Annotated in this window: 12 protein-coding genes and 1 pseudogene; 12 read left to right on the forward strand and 1 reads right to left on the reverse strand. The window is 64.7% G+C overall.

The annotated features are described in order from the left end of the window. Window positions 1-16 precede the first annotated feature (16 nt). From rseP to XaFJ1_RS09870, 9 genes and pseudogenes are all read left to right on the forward strand, one after another. Window positions 17-1,375, forward strand: coding sequence for an RIP metalloprotease RseP (gene rseP, locus XaFJ1_RS09830; RefSeq protein WP_012916517.1), 1,359 nt, complete (start codon window positions 17-19; stop codon window positions 1,373-1,375). 82 nt (window positions 1,376-1,457) lie between these two features. Continuing rightward, window positions 1,458-3,863: an outer membrane protein assembly factor BamA gene (bamA, locus tag XaFJ1_RS09835; RefSeq protein WP_012916518.1), complete on the forward strand. Its 2,406-nt coding sequence runs from the start codon at window positions 1,458-1,460 to the stop codon at window positions 3,861-3,863. Window positions 3,864-4,109: 246 nt separating this feature from the next. Further along, window positions 4,110-5,132: a UDP-3-O-(3-hydroxymyristoyl)glucosamine N-acyltransferase gene (gene lpxD, locus XaFJ1_RS09840; RefSeq protein WP_012916519.1), complete on the forward strand. Its 1,023-nt coding sequence runs from the start codon at window positions 4,110-4,112 to the stop codon at window positions 5,130-5,132. Then, window positions 5,129-5,581, forward strand: coding sequence for a 3-hydroxyacyl-ACP dehydratase FabZ (fabZ, locus tag XaFJ1_RS09845; protein WP_012916520.1), 453 nt, complete (start codon window positions 5,129-5,131; stop codon window positions 5,579-5,581). Before lpxD ends, fabZ begins: the two co-directional genes overlap by 4 nt. A gap of 22 nt (window positions 5,582-5,603) precedes the next feature. Beyond that, window positions 5,604-6,395: an acyl-ACP--UDP-N-acetylglucosamine O-acyltransferase gene (gene lpxA, locus XaFJ1_RS09850; protein WP_012916521.1), complete on the forward strand. Its 792-nt coding sequence runs from the start codon at window positions 5,604-5,606 to the stop codon at window positions 6,393-6,395. Next, window positions 6,392-7,725 (forward strand): annotated as a pseudogene (gene lpxB, locus XaFJ1_RS09855) (lipid-A-disaccharide synthase); the annotation flags it as partial. The gene lpxA and the pseudogene lpxB, both read left to right, overlap by 4 nt. A 24-nt stretch (window positions 7,726-7,749) precedes the next feature. After that, window positions 7,750-8,409, forward strand: a complete 660-nt coding sequence (locus XaFJ1_RS09860) for a ribonuclease HII (protein WP_012916523.1) — start codon at window positions 7,750-7,752, stop codon at window positions 8,407-8,409. A 168-nt stretch (window positions 8,410-8,577) separates the two neighbouring features. Then, complete coding sequence (gene dnaE, locus XaFJ1_RS09865) at window positions 8,578-12,174, forward strand: DNA polymerase III subunit alpha (protein ID WP_012916524.1); 3,597 nt, start codon at window positions 8,578-8,580, stop codon at window positions 12,172-12,174. Window positions 12,175-12,328: 154 nt separating this feature from the next. Next, complete coding sequence (locus XaFJ1_RS09870; protein WP_012916525.1) at window positions 12,329-13,288, forward strand: acetyl-CoA carboxylase carboxyltransferase subunit alpha; 960 nt, start codon at window positions 12,329-12,331, stop codon at window positions 13,286-13,288. A gap of 211 nt (window positions 13,289-13,499) precedes the next feature. On the opposite strand, the gene XaFJ1_RS09875 is transcribed toward XaFJ1_RS09870, so the two are convergent. Further along, window positions 13,500-13,952 (reverse strand): CopD family protein, encoded by a 453-nt coding sequence (locus tag XaFJ1_RS09875; protein WP_012916526.1) that lies wholly within the window; start codon window positions 13,950-13,952, stop codon window positions 13,500-13,502. Window positions 13,953-14,032: 80 nt separating this feature from the next. Here XaFJ1_RS09875 and XaFJ1_RS09880 point away from each other — a divergent pair, with 80 nt between their 5' ends. The 3 genes from XaFJ1_RS09880 to XaFJ1_RS09890 all read left to right on the forward strand — a co-directional run bounded on the left by XaFJ1_RS09880 (window position 14,033) and on the right by XaFJ1_RS09890 (window position 17,047). Next, window positions 14,033-14,638: a class I SAM-dependent DNA methyltransferase gene (locus tag XaFJ1_RS09880; protein ID WP_045756926.1), complete on the forward strand. Its 606-nt coding sequence runs from the start codon at window positions 14,033-14,035 to the stop codon at window positions 14,636-14,638. Window positions 14,639-14,701: 63 nt separating this feature from the next. Next, on the forward strand, window positions 14,702-16,009 hold the full coding sequence (locus XaFJ1_RS09885) for a polyhydroxyalkanoate depolymerase (protein ID WP_045757329.1): 1,308 nt from the start codon (window positions 14,702-14,704) through the stop codon (window positions 16,007-16,009). 117 nt (window positions 16,010-16,126) lie between these two features. Next, complete coding sequence (locus tag XaFJ1_RS09890; RefSeq protein WP_012916529.1) at window positions 16,127-17,047, forward strand: peptidylprolyl isomerase; 921 nt, start codon at window positions 16,127-16,129, stop codon at window positions 17,045-17,047. Window positions 17,048-17,571: the final 524 nt, after the last annotated feature.

The following is a 17,571-nucleotide window of genomic DNA, read 5'->3' on the forward strand; positions in this document are numbered from 1 at the left end:
GCCATGAGCCACGCGCATGGGTAACTTCTTCGGCTCCGTCTGGTGGATGCTGGTCAGCCTCGGCGTCCTGGTCACCTTCCATGAGTTCGGACACTTCTGGGTCGCCCGCCGCTGCGGGGTGAAGGTGTTGCGCTTTTCGGTGGGTTTCGGCAAGCCACTGTGGTCGCGCCACGACCGCCACGGCACCGAATTCGCGATCGCCGCGATCCCGCTAGGCGGCTACGTCAAGATGCTCGACGAACGCGAAGGCGAGGTGGCCCCGGCCGAGCAGGCACTGGCCTTCAACAACAAGTCGGTCTGGCAACGCATTGCCATCGTCGCCGCCGGGCCCATCGCCAACCTGCTGCTATGCGTGGCGCTGCTGTGGGCGATGTTCGTGATCGGCAAGCAGGACTACGCACCGATCGTCGGCCGCGCCGATGGGCTGGCACTGCAGGCCGGATTCCAGCCCGGCGAGCGCATCGTCCGGATCGGCGAGCGCGACGTGTCCAGTTGGAGCGAGGCCAGCATGCAACTGACCATCGCCGCCATGGACCACAAGGATGTGCGGGTGGAGACCGAAGACCCACAGCATGGGGCAAGCCGCGTCCACATTCTGGCGCTCTCGCAGTTGCCTGCCGGTTTCGACGAGCAACAGGTTCCCAATCTGGCCGGCCTGACCTGGCGCTTCACCCTGCAACCGGCGGTGATCGCCACGGTCGTGCCCGGCTCGGCAGCCGACGGTGTGTTGCGCCCCGGCGACCGTGTGTTGGCCGTGGACGGCACCACCATCATCAGTGCTGAACAAGTCGTGCCGCAGGTGCAGGCGCTGGGCCGCAACGGCGGCAGCGGTCTGATCGAGGTGGAGCGCAACGGCGAACGCATGGCCCTGCAAGTACACCTCAAGCCAGTTGCGCAGAGCGGTGTGCCGACGTGGAAATTGGGTATTGCCATCGGCCAACAACCCCGCCCCGCCTTCGACGCCACCTTGCGCTACGGGCCGTTGCAGGCGATCCCTGCCGCCTTGCGCGAGACTGCCCGGATGGCCGGCGATACCCTCGGTTTGCTGCGCCGCATGCTCACCGGCGAAGCATCGCTGCGGAACGTGTCCGGCCCGATCAGCATCGCCAAGGCCGCCAATATTTCGGCCCAGCAGGGCCCGGACTGGTTCCTGAATTTCCTGGCATTGCTGTCGCTGAGCCTGGCGATCATGAACCTGCTGCCGATCCCGATCTTGGACGGCGGGCACTTGCTGTATTACCTTATCGAGTTGGTCAAGGGCAGCCCGCTTAGCGAGCGCGCCATGGCAGCGGGGCAATTCGTGGGCCTGGCGTTGCTGGCAGGGTTGATGGGGTTGGCGTTCTACAACGACCTCTTCGGCCAGGTAATGCGATGACCCGATTGCCGTTCCACTCGACCCGCTGTCGTCTTGCGCCGGCGCCCATGCAACAACGCTATCGACCTATACCGGACGTGATATGACGCGCTTTCCCACTCGCCGCCTGCTAGCCCTCGCCCTCGCCGCCAGCCTCAGCCTGCCGGCCCTGGCCCAGGTCGCGGAGCCCTTCACCGCCAGCGACATCCGCGTCGACGGGCTGCAACGCATTTCCGCCGGTACCGTCTTCACCTATCTGCCGGTCGAGCGCGGCGACACGGTCAACGAGGCGAAAGTCGCCGAGGCGATCCGTGCGTTGTATCGCACCGGCTTTTTCGAGGACGTGCGCGTCGATCGTCAGGGCAACATCCTGGTGGTCACGGTCAAGGAGCGCCCGGCGATCAATAAGCTGACCGTCACCGGCAACAAGGACATCAAGAGCGAGGAGCTGCTGAAGGGACTCTCCGACATCGGCCTGAGCGAGGGTGGCACCTTCGACCGGCTGAGCCTGGATCGCGTCACTCAGGAGCTCACCCGCCAGTACAACAACCGCGGCAAGTACAACGTGCAGATCACCCCGACCGTGAGTCCGCTGGACCGCAACCGCGTGGATGTGGCGATCGCGATCAAGGAAGGCAAAGCGGCCAAGATCCGTCACGTCAACCTGATCGGCACTGAGAAATTCGCCAACAAGGACATCCTGGAAAACTGGGAGTCGCGCGAACATAACTGGCTATCCTGGTACCGCCGCGACGACCAGTACTCCAAGGAAAAGCTGTCCGGCGACCTGGAAAGACTCAACTCCTGGTACCTGGATCGCGGCTATGTCGATTTCAACGTCGACTCCACCCAAGTCGCGATCAGCCCGAACAAGCGCGACATGTACCTGACCGCTGGCGTCAGCGAAGGCGAGCAGTACAAGATCTCCGAGATCAAGGTCACCGGCGACACCGTCCTGCCGCAGGAACAGATCGAGAAGCTGGTGATCCCCAAGGCCGGCGATACCTTCTCCCGCGCGCTGCTGGAATACAGCTCCGACGCCATCACCAACACACTCAGCAACATCGGTTACGCCTTCGCCAAGGCCACCCCGATCCCGACCGTGGACCGCGAAAAGCGCACCGTGGCAATCAACCTGCAGGTGGTGCCGGGTCCACGCGTGCTGGTGCGCCGCATCGTGTTCCGTGGCAACACGCGCACCTCCGACGAAATCATGCGCCGCGAAATGCGCCAGTTCGAGGACACATGGTATTCGCAGGCAGCGATCGACCGCTCCAAGATCCGCCTGCAGCGACTGGGTTACTTCGAGTCGGTCAACGTGGAAACGCCACCGGTGCCGGGCAGCAACGACAAGGTCGACGTAGTCTATAACGTCAAGGAAACCACCTCCGGCAGCTTCACCTTCGGCGTGGGCTATTCGCAGACCTACGGCGTCACCACCTCGGTGCAACTGTCGCAGAACAACTTCCTCGGCGGCGGCAACCGCGTCGCGGTGGACGCCTCGCGCAGCAGCTACCAGAAGCGCTACGCGTTCTCCTACACCAATCCGTTCTTCACCGACGACGGCGTGTCGCTGGGCTACAACCTGTCCTGGCGCAAGCTGGATTACTCCAACTTCGGCACCGCGCAATACAACAGCACCAACGGCGCGGCACAGACGATCTTCGGCATCCCGATCACCGAAACCGACACCGTGTCGCTGATGTTCGGCGTGGACAGCAACCAGATCACCGCCTACCCCGGCTTCACGCCGCAGGCAATCGTCAACTACATGGACGCGGTCGGGACACACACCTTCCACGCCTGGCGTACCGAACTGGGCTGGGCGCGCGACACCCGCAACGACTATTTCATGCCAACCAGCGGCATGTACCAGCGCATAGGTGTGGAAACCACTCTGCCCGGCTCCACGGTCGAATACTGGAAGCTGAATTACCAGATCTCTAAATACTGGCCGATCATTCCGGCGCTGGTGCTCAACACCCGCGCCGAGTTCGGCTACGGCGACAGCTATGGCAACGATGTCTCGCGCGACATCTGCGGCACCGTACAGGGCACCACCTATACGCCGCAGGCGTGCGACGGCACCAACCTGATCCGCCACGTCACTGCCTCGGGGCTGCCGTTCTACGAGAACTTCTATGCCGGCGGCACCAACTCGGTGCGCGGCTTCCAGGACAACACCCTCGGCCCGCGCTCGGAAGTGACCTCTGCGTACCGGCGCGGCCAACCGCTGGGCGGTTCGTTCAAGACCGTGGGGTCTGCGGAAATGTATTTCCCGAAGCTGTTCGATAGCCCATCGGCGCGCATCTCCGCCTTCGTCGACGTCGGCAACGTGTTCAACGGCGTGGACAACTTCAAGGCCAACGCGCTCCGCGCCTCCGCCGGTGTGGCGCTGTTGTGGCGCGCCCCGGTCGGCCCGATTTCGATCAGTTATGCGATCCCGCTGAAAAGGGAAGACAACGACGAAATCGAGCGTCTGCAATTCACGTTCGGTGGGCAGTTCTAGCAGACTGTCCACTGCCAGAGCCGTAGCCCCGGCAACTTCCGACTCAGTGCGGCGCCCTGTCCTGCTGCTTCGGCGCTCCACTTGACACGCCTGTCGCTGCGGCCGTCTTTAAGCGGAATAGGGAGAGGGCCGTTTTGCACTGACTTGATCACGGGCGGGTCGCAACACCCAGTGTTCCACTGGATGGCATCGCATTGTCTGCAAGAGCGTCATGACCGTGCCAATGGCACGCGGTAGAATCTCCAAGTGAATATTCAGACCTATACCGCTCACCAGATCGCCGAGCGCTTCGGCCTGCAAGTGCAAGGCAACGGCGACGTTGCGGTGTACGGTGTGGCCACGCTGGCGCGGGCCGGTGCCGGGCAGCTCAGTTTCCTGTCAAACCCGCGCTATCGCGCACAACTGGCCGACAGCGCCGCGGCGATCGTGGTACTGCGCGCCGAGGATGCCGACGCGGCGCCAGGCACGGCGCTGATCGCGCGCGATCCGTATGTGGCCTTCGCCAAGATCGCGGCACTGTTCGAGACACTGCCGGTGCGTCCGGCCGGCGTCGATCCCAGTGCCAGCATAGACCCCAGCGCACAGATCGCGCCGAGCGCACACATCGGCGCCTTCGTCAGCATCGGCGCGCGTAGCGTGGTTGGCGCGGGCTGCGTGATCGGTCCGGGCTGCGTGATCGGCGAGGACTGTCAGGTCGGCGCCGGCAGCGAGCTGATCGCTCGGGTCACCCTGGTGACCCGGGTCCGAATGGGCCAGCGCGTGCGCGTGCATCCTGGCGCAGTCCTCGGTGCCGACGGATTTGGCCTGGCCATGGACGCTGGCCGCTGGATCAAGGTGCCGCAACTCGGTGGCGTCAGCATTGGCGACGACTGTGAGATCGGCGCCAACACCTGCGTGGACCGCGGCGCACTGGAAGACACCACACTCGAAGAAGACGTACGCCTGGACAATCTGGTGCAAATCGCACACAACGTGCACATCGGCGCGCACAGCGCCATCGCCGGCTGCACCGGCATTGCCGGCAGCAGCAAGATCGGCCGCTACTGCATGCTCGGCGGCTCGGTCGGCGTGGTCGGCCACCTGGAGATCTGCGACAAGGTCGTCATCACCGGCAGGTCGGTCGTGCGCAATTCCATCCACACGCCGGGCGAGTATTCGTCCGGCACCCCGTTAACCGACAACCGCACGTGGCGCAAGAACGCCGCGCGCTTCAAACAGCTCGATGCCCTGGCCCGTCGCATCCTGTCTGTCAGCAAGGAGAATGCATGAGCCACGATCACACTCTGCCGGACATCAACAAGATCATGGCGTTGATGCCGCACCGCTACCCGTTCCTGATGTTGGACAAGGTCATCTCGCTCGATTTCGAGAACCGCAAAATCGTCGCGCATAAGAACGTCACCATCAACGAGCCGTTCTTCCAAGGTCACTTTCCGAACCTGCCGATCATGCCAGGCGTGCTGATCATCGAAGCGATCGCCCAGGTCGGCGGCCTGCTGATCCAACTGATGGCAGGCCCCGACGCGGATTCCACGCCATTCTTCATGGTCAAGGTCAACAATGTGCGCTTCAACACCCCGGTCGTGCCCGGCGACGTGCTGGAGCTGCATGTGGAAATCAAGCGCATCATCCGCAACATGGCGTTGTACTGCGGCGAAGCCAAGGTCAACGGCAAGGTGGTGGCCTACGCCGAAGTGATGTGCGCCCAAGGGCAGTGATGCCCCTGGCAGGAGATCTGCGATGAGTGCCAACGCTGCTGTGATCCATCCATCTGCGGTCATCGATCCGACGGCGACACTGGCCGCCGACGTGCACGTCGGCGCTTTCACCGTGATCGGCGCCGAGGTGGACATCGGCCCAGGCTGCGTGATCGGCTCGCATTGCAGCATCCTCGGCCCGACCCGCATCGGCCGCGACAACCGCCTGATCGGCCACGTTGCGCTCGGCGGCGAGCCACAGGACAAGAAGTTCGCCGGCGAGCGCACCGAACTGGTGATCGGCGAGCGCAATGTGATCCGCGAGTTCGTCACCATCAGCCGTGGCACCGGCAACGGCGGCGGCATCACCCGGATCGGCAACGACAACTGGTTTCTGGCCTATACCCACATCGCCCACGACTGCATCGTCGGCAATCATTGCGTGTTCTCCAACAACACCACGCTGGCCGGGCATGTGGAAGTCGGCGACCACGTCATCATCAGCGGCTTTGCTGGCGCACACCAATTCTGCCGCATCGGCGATCACGCCTTCCTGGGCATGGGCGCGCTGATCAACGGCGACGTCCCACCATTCATCATGGTCGGCGGCAATTCGCTCGGTCGTCCGCGCGGCATCAACAGCGAAGGTCTCAAACGTCGCGGTTTCGATGCCGAACGCGTAGCCGCGATCAAGCGCGCCTACCGCGCCCTGTACGTGGCCGGGCTCCCCCTGACCGAGGCCAAGCAGCAGTTGCTGGCACTGGCCGAAGGCAGCGAGGACGTGCGCGCAATGCTGGAATTCATCGAATCCAGCGAACGGCCATTGCTGCGATGAACGCCAATGCCGGGACGCGGGACCCGGAACCCGGGACGCGTCATGGCGTGGCCTGCTCCACACCACCTGCGCAAGACCCTGCGGCGGCGTCACCCCTGCCGAATTCGGAGTTGCCCGTCGCCGGTTTCTCCCCCCTGATCGCCAGTTCCGGGGTCGCGCGATCGCGCCGCATTGCCCTGGTGGCGGGCGAAGCCTCCGGCGATCTTCTGGGTGCCGGGCTGATCGAGGCACTGCGTGCGCGCTATCCGGATGCGCAATTCGCAGGCGTCGGTGGCGAGGCAATGCGGCAGGCAGGCTGCCACACCTGGTTCGACGCCAGCGAACTGGCCGTCATGGGGCTGATGGAAGTGCTGCGGCATCTGCCGCGCTTGCTGAAGCTGCGCCGCGTGCTGCGCGAACGCGTGCTGGACTGGCGCCCGGACGTGTTCGTCGGCATCGACGCACCCGACTTCAATCTCGGCGTGGAACGCTGGCTCAAGCAGCGTGGCATCCGCACCGTGCACTACGTCAGTCCATCGGTCTGGGCCTGGCGCGAGCAACGCGCGGCCAAGATCGGCGCCAGCGCCGAACGGGTGCTGTGCCTGTTCCCGATGGAACCACCGATCTATGCCAGGCACGGCGTGGATGCGCGCTTCGTCGGCCACCCGATGGCCGATGCGATCGCCCTGCACAGCGAACGCGACGCCGCCCGCATCGAACTGGGTGTGCTACCCAGCGCATCGGTGCTGGCCGTGCTGCCGGGCAGCCGGTTGGGCGAAATCGGTCGGCTCGGCGACACTTTCTTCGCCGCCGCCGCGCAGGTGCTGCAACAATTACCCGGCACGCAGGTGCTGGTGCCGGCTGCCAATCCAGCCTGCAAGGCGCTGATCACCGAACAAGTTGCGCGTTCGGCTTTGCCCCCAGCTTCATTACATGTTTTGGATGGACAGGCGCGCACCGCACTGATCGCTGCCGACGCCGTGTTGCTGGCATCCGGCACCGCCACCCTGGAAGCCATGCTGGTGAAGCGGCCGATGGTGGTGGGCTACAAGGTCGCACCGCTGACCTACCGCATCGTCAAGGCGCTGGGACTGTTGAAAGTGGACCGCTATGCCTTGCCCAACATTCTCGCTGGACACGACCTCGCCCCGGAACTGATGCAGGATGCCTGTACCCCGGACGCGCTGGCCGCGGCGCTGCTGCACTGGTTACGCCATCCGCAGGCGGTCGCCGCGGTGCAATCGGAGTACGAGCGCCTGCACCGTCTGCTGCGCCAGGACGCATCCGCGCGCGCCGCGGATGCGGTGACGGAACTGTTGCAAGGCCCGACCAAGGCCCCGGAACCCGCGACGGCAGACGCGACACACTCCGCCCCGTGAACAGGCAACCACCCGACCTGGCGCTTTTCCCCGAGCCGCTGCCGCCGGATCCCGACTCACGACTTTATGCCGGGGTCGACGAAGCCGGGCGCGGACCGCTGGCCGGGCCGGTCGCGGTCGCGGCGGTGGTGTTCGATCCGAACCAGCCCCGCATCAACGGACTCGATGACTCCAAGCAACTGACCGCCGCACGGCGCGAGACACTGTACCCACGCATCATCGAGCGCGCCCTGGCCTGGCAGGTCGTGCTGATCGAAGCCGAGGAGATCGACCGCCTCAATATCTACCAAGCGACCATGCTCGGCATGCGTCGCGCCGTCGAAGGCGTGGCCCATGTCGCCGGCTTCGCTCGCATCGATGGCAACCGCGTGCCCAAGGGCCTGCCCTGCCCCGCCGAAGCGCTGATCGGGGGCGACGCGCTCGATCGCGCCATCATGGCCGCCTCGATCATCGCCAAAGTCACCCGCGACCGGATCATGCAACATCTGCACGCAGAGCACCCGCATTACGGTTTCGACCTGCATAAAGGCTATGCCACGCCAGCGCACCTGGCCGCACTGGCCGCGCATGGTCCCTGCCCACAGCACCGACGCAGCTTCGCGCCGGTGCGCAAGGCAATGGAAGACCGGGATGCAGGACCGAGGACGCGGGACTAGGTGCTGCCGCATACATCTCGCATCAGCGCATCCGCCGCGGGTGCTGGCCGCAACGGGAGATGATCGACGCCCGCGTGAGACCTGTCCCGAATCCCGGCGCTTGCCCTGTCAAGCCTTGCCCCCTCCCGCCCCCGCCGCTACCCTGCATGGGCATCGCTCTGGTTCCGCATGTCCACTTCCCGTTTCGCTCACCTGCACATCCACACCGAGTTCTCGCTGGCGGATTCGACCATCCGTGTGCCCGAGAAACCGGATCAGGCCGACCCGAAGAAAGCCAAGCAAGCCAATCTGCTCAGCCGCGCGGTGGAACTCGATCTGCCTGCGCTGGCGGTCACCGATCTCAACAACCTGTTCGCGCTGGTCAAGTTCTACAAAGCCGCCGAGGGCGTGGGCATCAAGCCGATCGCCGGCGCCGACCTGCTGATCGCCGACGGCAGCCAGGCGCCATGGCGGCTGACCGTGCTGTGTCGCAACCGCGACGGCTACCTGAGCCTGTCGCGACTACTGACCCGTGCCTGGCTGGAAGGCCATCGCAGCGAAGGTGGCGTGGCACTGCGCCCAGAATGGCTGCAAAGCGGCAGCGATAACCTGTTCGCGCTAGCCGGGCGCAACAGCCTGGCCGGGCGCCTGGCCAGCGAAGGTCGCCACGATCTGGCCGAACAGCAACTGGCCGACTGGCAACGCATCTTCGGCGACGGCCTGCACTTGGAACTGACCCGCACCGGCCGCGATGGCGAGGAAGCGTTCAACCAGTTCGCCCTGCATGCCGCCGGCATGCGCGGCCTGCCCGTGGTGGCCAGCAACGACGTGCGCTTCCTGTACGCCAGCGATTTCGCCGCGCACGAAGCGCGCGTGTGCATCTCCTCCGGCCGCGTGCTCGACGACCCCAAGCGTCCACGCGAGTACAGCGATCAGCAGTACCTCAAATCGGCCGAGGAGATGGCCGCGTTGTTCGCCGACATTCCCGACGCGCTCGACAACACCCTGGCACTGGCGCAACGCTGCAACCTCCAGATGCAGTTGGGCACCTACTTCCTGCCCGCCTACCCGGTGCCCGACGACGAGACCCTGGACAGCTGGATCCGCAGCCAATCCCGCGACGGCCTGGCCGCACGCCTGGAGAAACATCCACTGGCCCCCGGCAAGACCCGCCAGGACTACGTGGAGCGGCTCGAATTCGAGTTGGACACCATCATCAAGATGGGCTTTCCCGGCTACTTCCTGATCGTGGCCGACTTCATCCAATGGGGCAAGCAGCAGGGTATTCCGATCGGCCCGGGCCGCGGTTCCGGCGCCGGTTCGCTGGTGGCCTGGGCGTTGCAGATCACCGACCTGGACCCACTGCCGTACAACCTGCTGTTCGAGCGCTTCCTCAACCCCGAACGCGTGTCGATGCCCGACTTCGACATCGACTTCTGCATGGACCGCCGCGACGAGGTAATCGACTACGTGGCGCGCAAATATGGGCGCGACCGGGTCAGCCAGATCATCACCTACGGCACCATGGCGGCGAAGGCGGTGGTGCGCGACTGCGGCCGCGTGCTCGGCTTCCCTTATGGTCTGGTCGATGGGGTGGCCAAGCTGATCCCCAACATCCTCGGCATCACCCTCAAGGATGCGATGGGCGAAGGCAAGGACAGCGAAATGGCCGCGCCGGAATTGATCCAGCGCTACCAGAGCGAGGAAGACGTCCGCGACCTGATCGATCTGGCGCGACAACTCGAAGACCTCACCCGCAACGCCGGCAAGCATGCCGGCGGCGTGGTGATCGCACCGACACCGCTGTCGGACTTCTGCCCGCTGTTCGCCGAACACGACGTCGATCACCTGGGCAAGAATCCCGTCACCCAGTTCGACAAGGACGATGTCGAGCAGGTCGGCCTGGTCAAGTTCGACTTCCTCGGCCTGCGCACGCTGACCATCATCGACTGGGCGGTGAAAGCGATCAACGTGCGCCACGCACGCGCCGGCATCCCGGCGGTGGAGATCACCGCGATTCCGCTCGACGATGTGCCGACCTACAAAGACATCTTCGCCTCGGGCAGCACCGGCGCGGTGTTCCAGTTCGAATCCTCGGGCATGCGCCGCCTGCTCAAGGACGCTAAGCCGGACCGCTTCGAGGATCTGATCGCGCTGGTATCGCTGTACCGCCCCGGCCCGATGGACCTGATCCCGGATTTCAACGCGCGCAAACACGGCCAGCAGGCGATCCTTTACCCCGATCCACGCACCGAAGCCATCCTGAAAGACACCTACGGCATCATGGTGTACCAGGAGCAGGTCATGCAAATGGCGCAGATCGTCGGCGGCTACTCGCTGGGTGGCGCGGACCTGCTACGCCGCGCGATGGGCAAGAAGGTGCCGGCCGAGATGGCCAAACATCGCGAAATCTTCCGCGAAGGCGCGGCCAAGGGCGGTGTCGGCGAGGCCAAGGCCGACGAAATCTTCGACCTGATGGAGAAATTCGCCGGCTACGGTTTCAACAAATCGCACGCCGCCGCCTACGCACTGGTCAGCTATCAGACCGCTTGGCTGAAACGCCACTATCCAGCCGAATTCATGGCCGCGACCCTGTCCTCGGACATGGACAACACCGACAAGGTCGTGGGCTTCCTCGACGAAGTCCGCAACCTCGGACTGACCGTGCGGCCCCCGCGGATCAACGCCTCGGCCTACATGTTCGAAGCGGCCACACCCGACACCATCCAGTACGGCCTGGGCGCGATCAAGGGCGTGGGTCGCGGCGCCTGCGAGGCGATCGTGGCCGAACGCGAGCGCGGCGGCGCCTACATCTCGCTGATGGATTTCTGCACACGTGTGGAATCGGCCAAGCTCAACAAGCGCACGCTGGAAGCACTGATCCACGCAGGCGCGATGGACGGGCTGGACAGCAACCGCGCCACGCTGATGCTGCAACTGCCGGAGGTGATGAAGGCCACCGAGCAGATGGCGCGCGAGCGCGCCTCCGGGCAGAACTCACTGTTCGGCAACGCCGACACCAGCGCACCGGCGCTGCACTTGAACCTGCCGGAAAGCAAGGAATGGCCGCTCGGCCAGTTGCTGGCCGGCGAGCGCGAGACGCTCGGCTTTTACCTCAGCGGGCATCCGTTCGATCCGTACCGCGAGGAAGTCCGCGAACTGGTCGGCTGCGACCTCGGAGCACTGGAAAAAATCTGCGCGCAATCCAACGGTGGACGCGGACGCAGTGGCGAGGGCGATGGCGAAAAGCGCGCTTGGCGTCCGGAAGTCAGCGCAATTCTGGCCGGCCTGGTGGTCGGCGTGCGCCGCAAGGGCGACAGCCAGGTGTTCGTGCAACTGGAGGACGGCCGCGGTCGCATCGAATGCAGCGCGTTCTCCGATGCCCTCGCCGAGTTCGGCCACCTGCTCACCCGCGACCGTCTGCTGATCGTCAAGGGCGGCGTGCGCGAGGACGAATTCAACGGCGGCTATGCCATGCGCATCCGCCAATGCTGGGACTACGAACAAATCTGCACCCACCACGCGCAGCGGCTGTCCTTGCGGCTGGATTTGCGCCAACGCAGCGCCTGGCCGCGCATCGACGGCTTGCTCGCCCGCCACCGCCCGGGCAAGACGCCACTGCGTCTGGACCTGTTACTGCAATCCGCGCAAGGCAGCGTGGCCGGCATGCTCGACCTCAACGGCAATCATTCGGTGCGCGTGGATCCGCACCTGCTGGACGCGCTGCGCGGCGATCCGGCGGTGCGCGCGGTGAAAGTCAAATACACGCCGCCGTGGGCGAACTGATCCGCGAGGCCGCTACCACGGTGCCTCTATTGTCGCTTCGCATGCACCGGCCAATGACACTGACCTCCGCCCAACCACGCCACCGAACGGCCGCGTACGGGGTGATCCCCGGCATTCGGCTAAACTGCGCACATCACGCTCACCACCGCTTCCAATGAACCCGAACTACCTCGACTTCGAGCAACCCATTGCCGATCTGGAAGCCAAGATCCAGGAACTGCGTAGCGCCAGCACCGGCACGGCGGTCAACGTCGACACCGAAGTGGAGGCGCTACAGGACAAACTCCGGGCACGCACCGCGCAGATCTTCCGCGATCTATCGGCCTGGCAGATCTCGCAGTTGGCGCGGCATCCGCAGCGCCCGTACACGCTGGATTACATCAACGTGCTGTGCGACGAATTCCAGGAACTGGCAGGCGACCGCGCGTTTTCCGACGACAAGGCCATCGTCGGCGGTATCGGCCGCATCGATGGCCGCTCCGTGGTCATCATCGGTCACCAAAAGGGACGCGATACCAAGAGCAAGATCGCGCGCAACTTCGGCATGCCGCGCCCAGAAGGCTACCGCAAGGCGCTGCGCCTGATGAAGCTGGCCGAGCGTTTCAAACTGCCGCTGCTGACCTTCATCGACACCCCGGGCGCCTACCCGGGCATCGGCGCCGAAGAGCGCGGCCAGAGCGAGGCGATCGCGCGCAACCTGCTGGAAATGGCCGAATTGAAGGTGCCGGTGATCTGTACCGTGATCGGCGAAGGCGGCTCCGGCGGCGCGCTGGCAATCGGTGTGGGCGACCGGACCTTGATGCTGCAGTACGGCACCTACTCGGTGATTTCGCCGGAAGGCTGCGCCTCGATCCTATGGAAGGATGCCAGCAAGGCCAGGGACGCCGCCGAGCAACTGGGCCTGACCGCCAATCGGCTGTCCGCGCTCGGCCTGGTCGACAAGGTGATCCGCGAACCGATCGGTGGCGCGCATCGCAATCCCATGCAGATGGGCAAGCGCCTGAAAGCGGTGTTGCTCAACGAGCTGGAGGCGTTGGAACGGCAGCCAATCGCGCAACTGCTGCAAAAGCGCTACGAGCGCCTGCGCAGCTATGGCGCCTACGAGGCCGCCTGACCCTCCCTCACCTACGCACAGTGTTGCGCTGCATCGCTCCCCCTTGCCGATGTGCTGTCGACACTAGTTGCAATCGAGCCGCCGCGTGCATGTCGCGCGCAGCGGTCGATCACAGCACCGGATTTCATGATGGACGACAGGTGTCCGCATCGGCGCTTGCATATGCCACGAGAGAATCGACTGCCAGGATTTGCCTAGTCGCCGGGCCTGCTCAAAACGGCTTGGCCAACACCAGCCAGATCACCACCAGCAACACCAGCACCGGCAGCTCGTTGAACAGGCGCAGCGCGCGCGAGGACGGCAGCGCCTGCCGCCCCACCCGCTTGAGCCAGCGCCCGGTGAACACGTAGTAGGCCAGCATCAGCGCCACCAGACCCAGCTTGGCATGCAACCAGCCGCTGTGGTCAGGCACGACCATGGTCGGGAAATCCGGCAGCACCTTGTCACCCAGCCACAGGATCAATCCCAGCAACAACGCCAGACCGAACATGCTGTGGCCGAAACGGTACAGACGCCGCCCCATCAGTACCAGCCGCTCCTGCACCTGCGGCTGGCCCGCGCTCTCGGCGATGTTGACCAGGATGCGCGGCAGATAGAACACGGCCGCCATCCAGGCGATCACGAACAGCAGATGCAGGGACTTGATCCACAGATAGAGTTGCATGCGCTGGCTCCAGACCACTGGCGTAGGATGTCGTGCCATTTTGTCCCATTCGTCCCGCGACCGCACGGACCAATACACGCATGCAGAAACAGTACGACGCCGACTACTTCCAGCGCTGGTACCGCCGCGACGGCATCGGCAATGCCGCGCGTCTGGCACGCAAGGTCGCCCTCGCCATCGCGCAGGCCGAGTACTACCTGGAACGCCCGATCCGCAGCGTACTCGACATCGGCTGCGGCGAAGGTGCCTGGCGCGCGCCGCTGCTGAAACGACGCCCCAAACTCCACTACCTCGGTTTCGACAGCAGCGACTATGCGGTCGCCCGCTATGGCCGCCAGCGCAACCTGCACCCGGCGCGCTTCGGCGATTTCGCCTGGCTGCGACCGTGCGCCCCGGTGGACCTGCTGGTGTGTTCGGATGTCCTTCACTACGTGCCCAGCCGCGAACTACGCCAAGGTCTGCCGGGGCTGGCCGAGCTGTGCGGCGGGCTCGCATTCCTGGAGACGTTCACCGCCCAGGACGACTTCGACGGCGACCATGCCGAGTTCCAGCCACGTGCAGCACGCTGGTACCGACGCCAATTCGGTGCAGTCGGCTTACGCGCGGTGGGCAGTCACTGCTGGTTGAGCCCAGCACTGGCGGGCGATGCGGCGGCGCTGGAGACGACGGATCTGGCGACCCATTAAGGTGCGGCCGGCGGCAATGGGTTATGCTGCATGGCAGCATATGCTCAGGATGGGGACACCGGCATGCTCTACCAATTGCACGAACTGACCCGCAACCTGCTCGCACCTTGGGTCCACCAAGCCGAGGCCAACGCCAAGATCTTCTCCGACGCCAACAGCGTGTGGTCGATGCTGCCGGGAGCCGATCGGCTCGCCGCCAGCAACGAACTGCTGCATCGCCTGGGCAAGGACTACGAAAAACCGGCCTGGGCGCTGAACCATGTCGAGGTCGACGGCCACGCACTGCCGATCGTCGAACAGGAGGTGCTGCACAAGCCGTTCTGTCGCCTGCTGCGCTTCAAGCGCTTCAGCGACGACACCACGATCGTGGACAGACTCAAGCAGCAACCCGCGGTGCTGGTGGTGGCGCCGCTGTCCGGCCACCATGCCACGCTGCTGCGCGATACCGTGCGTACCCTGCTGCGCGACCACAAGGTCTACGTCACCGACTGGATCGATGCGCGCATGGTGCCGCAGAGCGAAGGCGACTTCGGCCTGGACGACTATGTCGACTACGTGCAGGAGTTTATCCGCCACATCGGCGCCGCATCGCTGCACGTGATGAGCGTATGCCAGCCGACCGTGCCGGTACTGGCGGCGGTGTCGCTGATGGCCGCGCGCGGCGAAGCCACGCCGCGCTCGCTGGTGATGATGGGCGGGCCGATCGATGCCCGACACAGCCCCACCGAGGTCAACAACCTGGCGACACGTAACTCGCTGTCCTGGTTCGAACATAACCTCATCCACAGCGTCCCGTCAGGGTATCCCGGTCACGGGCGCCAGGTGTATCCGGGCTTTCTGCAGCACATCGGCTTCCTGGCGATGAACCCGAGCCGGCATTTCATGTCGCACTGGGATTTCTACGCCAACCTGATCAAGGGCGACCTGCAGGACGCCGAGGCGCACCGCCGCTTCTACGACGAATACAACGCGGTGCTGGACATGCCGGCCACCTACTACCTGGACACGATCCGGGTCGTGTTCCAGGAGTTCCTGCTGCCGCGCGGGGAATGGGCGGTCCGCGACGAGCGCGTCGATCCATCCGCGATTCGCGACACCGCACTGCTCAGTATCGAAGGCGAACTGGACGACATTTCCGGCCTTGGCCAGACCGCGGCGGTACACGACCTGTGCACCGGCATCGCCGCGCAGCGCCGCCAGCATCTGGAAGTGAAAGGCGCCGGCCATTACGGCATCTTCAGCGGCCGCCGCTGGCGCGAGATCGTCTATCCGCAGGTCCGCACCTTCATCGCCGCCAATGCCGTTGCCGCCAAGGTACCCGCCGGCAACGTCACCCCACTCAAGCACCGCGGCAACGGCAAGACGCGCTGAACGCCGCCGTGGCATGAGGGACCGGCACTGACGCGGCGAAACCCGCCGCGTCGCCAACGCATTGGCAGCGCCCGGCGCTTCGGTGAAAATCGAACGACCTCCGACCGGACATCCCCCATGTCGCTGCGCTCGCCTCTGCTCATCCTCGCGCTGTTTTGCTCAACCACGTTGAGCAACGCAGCAGCGGCCGAAGCCAAGAAACCACCATACCGTAGTCCACAGGAAATTCTCGACGCTTCCAAGCCCAGCGATTGGCGCACCCTGGACCCAGCCAATACGCTCTACTTGGAATTGGAGAAGGGACGGGTCGTCATCGAACTCGCCCCCGCGTTTGCGCCGCAGCACGTCGGCAATATCCGCACACTCGCCCACGAGCACTTCTGGGACGGGCTGAGCATCTACCGATCGCAGGACAATTTCGTGGTGCAGTTCGGCGACCCCGATGCCGACAGCGTCGGCAAGGCCAAGTCGCTGGGCAGCGCCAAGACCCACCTCCCCGCCGAATTTCAGCGCCCAGCCGCCGGGCTGGCGTTCCAGCCGCTACCCGATCGCGACGGCTGGGCGCCGCAAGTCGGCTTCGTCGACGGCTTCCCCGTCGCACGCGATCCCAAAGCCGGCACCGCATGGCTGGCGCATTGCTACGGCACCCTCGGCGCCGGCCGCAGCAACGACGAGGACAGCAGCATCGGCGCAGAACTGTATGTGGTCACCGGGCAGTCGCCGCGACAACTGGACCGTAACATCACCGTGGTCGGTCGCGTAGTCAAGGGCATGGAACTGCTCAGCGTCATCCGGCGCGGCCCGGACCCGATGGGCTTTTACGAGAATCCCGAACAACGCACCCCCATCCGCGCGATCCGTCTCGCCAGCGACGTGCCGGCGGCCGAGCGCACTGCGCTGCAGTTACTGCGTACCGATACCCAAACGTTCCGCGACGTGGTCGAAGCACGGCGCAACCGTCATGACAATTTCTACAAGCGCCCAGCCGGGCATATCGACTTGTGCAACGTGCCGCTACCGGTACGTACGCCACCGTAGTAATGTCAGGCTAGTTCGCGCTCTGCGTGACGATCCACTGGTGCTATTGCACGTATTGCACCAGACACTCAGACCGACGCCGCGCCGCGGCGCATCGGGTCAGACAGACGCATCATGGCGTCGCGTGCATGACCATACACAACCACGATCGCTTCTAACGCCTGCGTTCGGTGCCGACCGCAGCTGTTTGACAAAACTGCAACGCATGCACTGCATCAATCCATCGATCAATGAGCGCGTCGAGAATCTCGCAAAACGCATCGACACTGCAAGCAACGACCATGGTGGCAGGAAAACGCTGTGACCAACCGCTGTCGTGTCACCGCTTCACATCGGATGATTTGTTAGACACGCTCAGCTTGTTAGACACGCTCGCGGCATCGTATTAGAAATACGTCCCAATGCAGGCATGCTCGGCGCGAAGGCGCCGCATCATTAGGTCAGAAAATCCATGTAGCGTTTCCTCCGCCACGACAACACAACAGGACTCCGCTAATGCCCACCGCAGTCCCACTCCGCGAACA

Origin of the sequence: Xanthomonas albilineans (genome assembly GCF_009931595.1) — a bacterium.
In the GTDB taxonomy this organism is placed as follows: domain Bacteria; phylum Pseudomonadota; class Gammaproteobacteria; order Xanthomonadales; family Xanthomonadaceae; genus Xanthomonas_A; species Xanthomonas_A albilineans.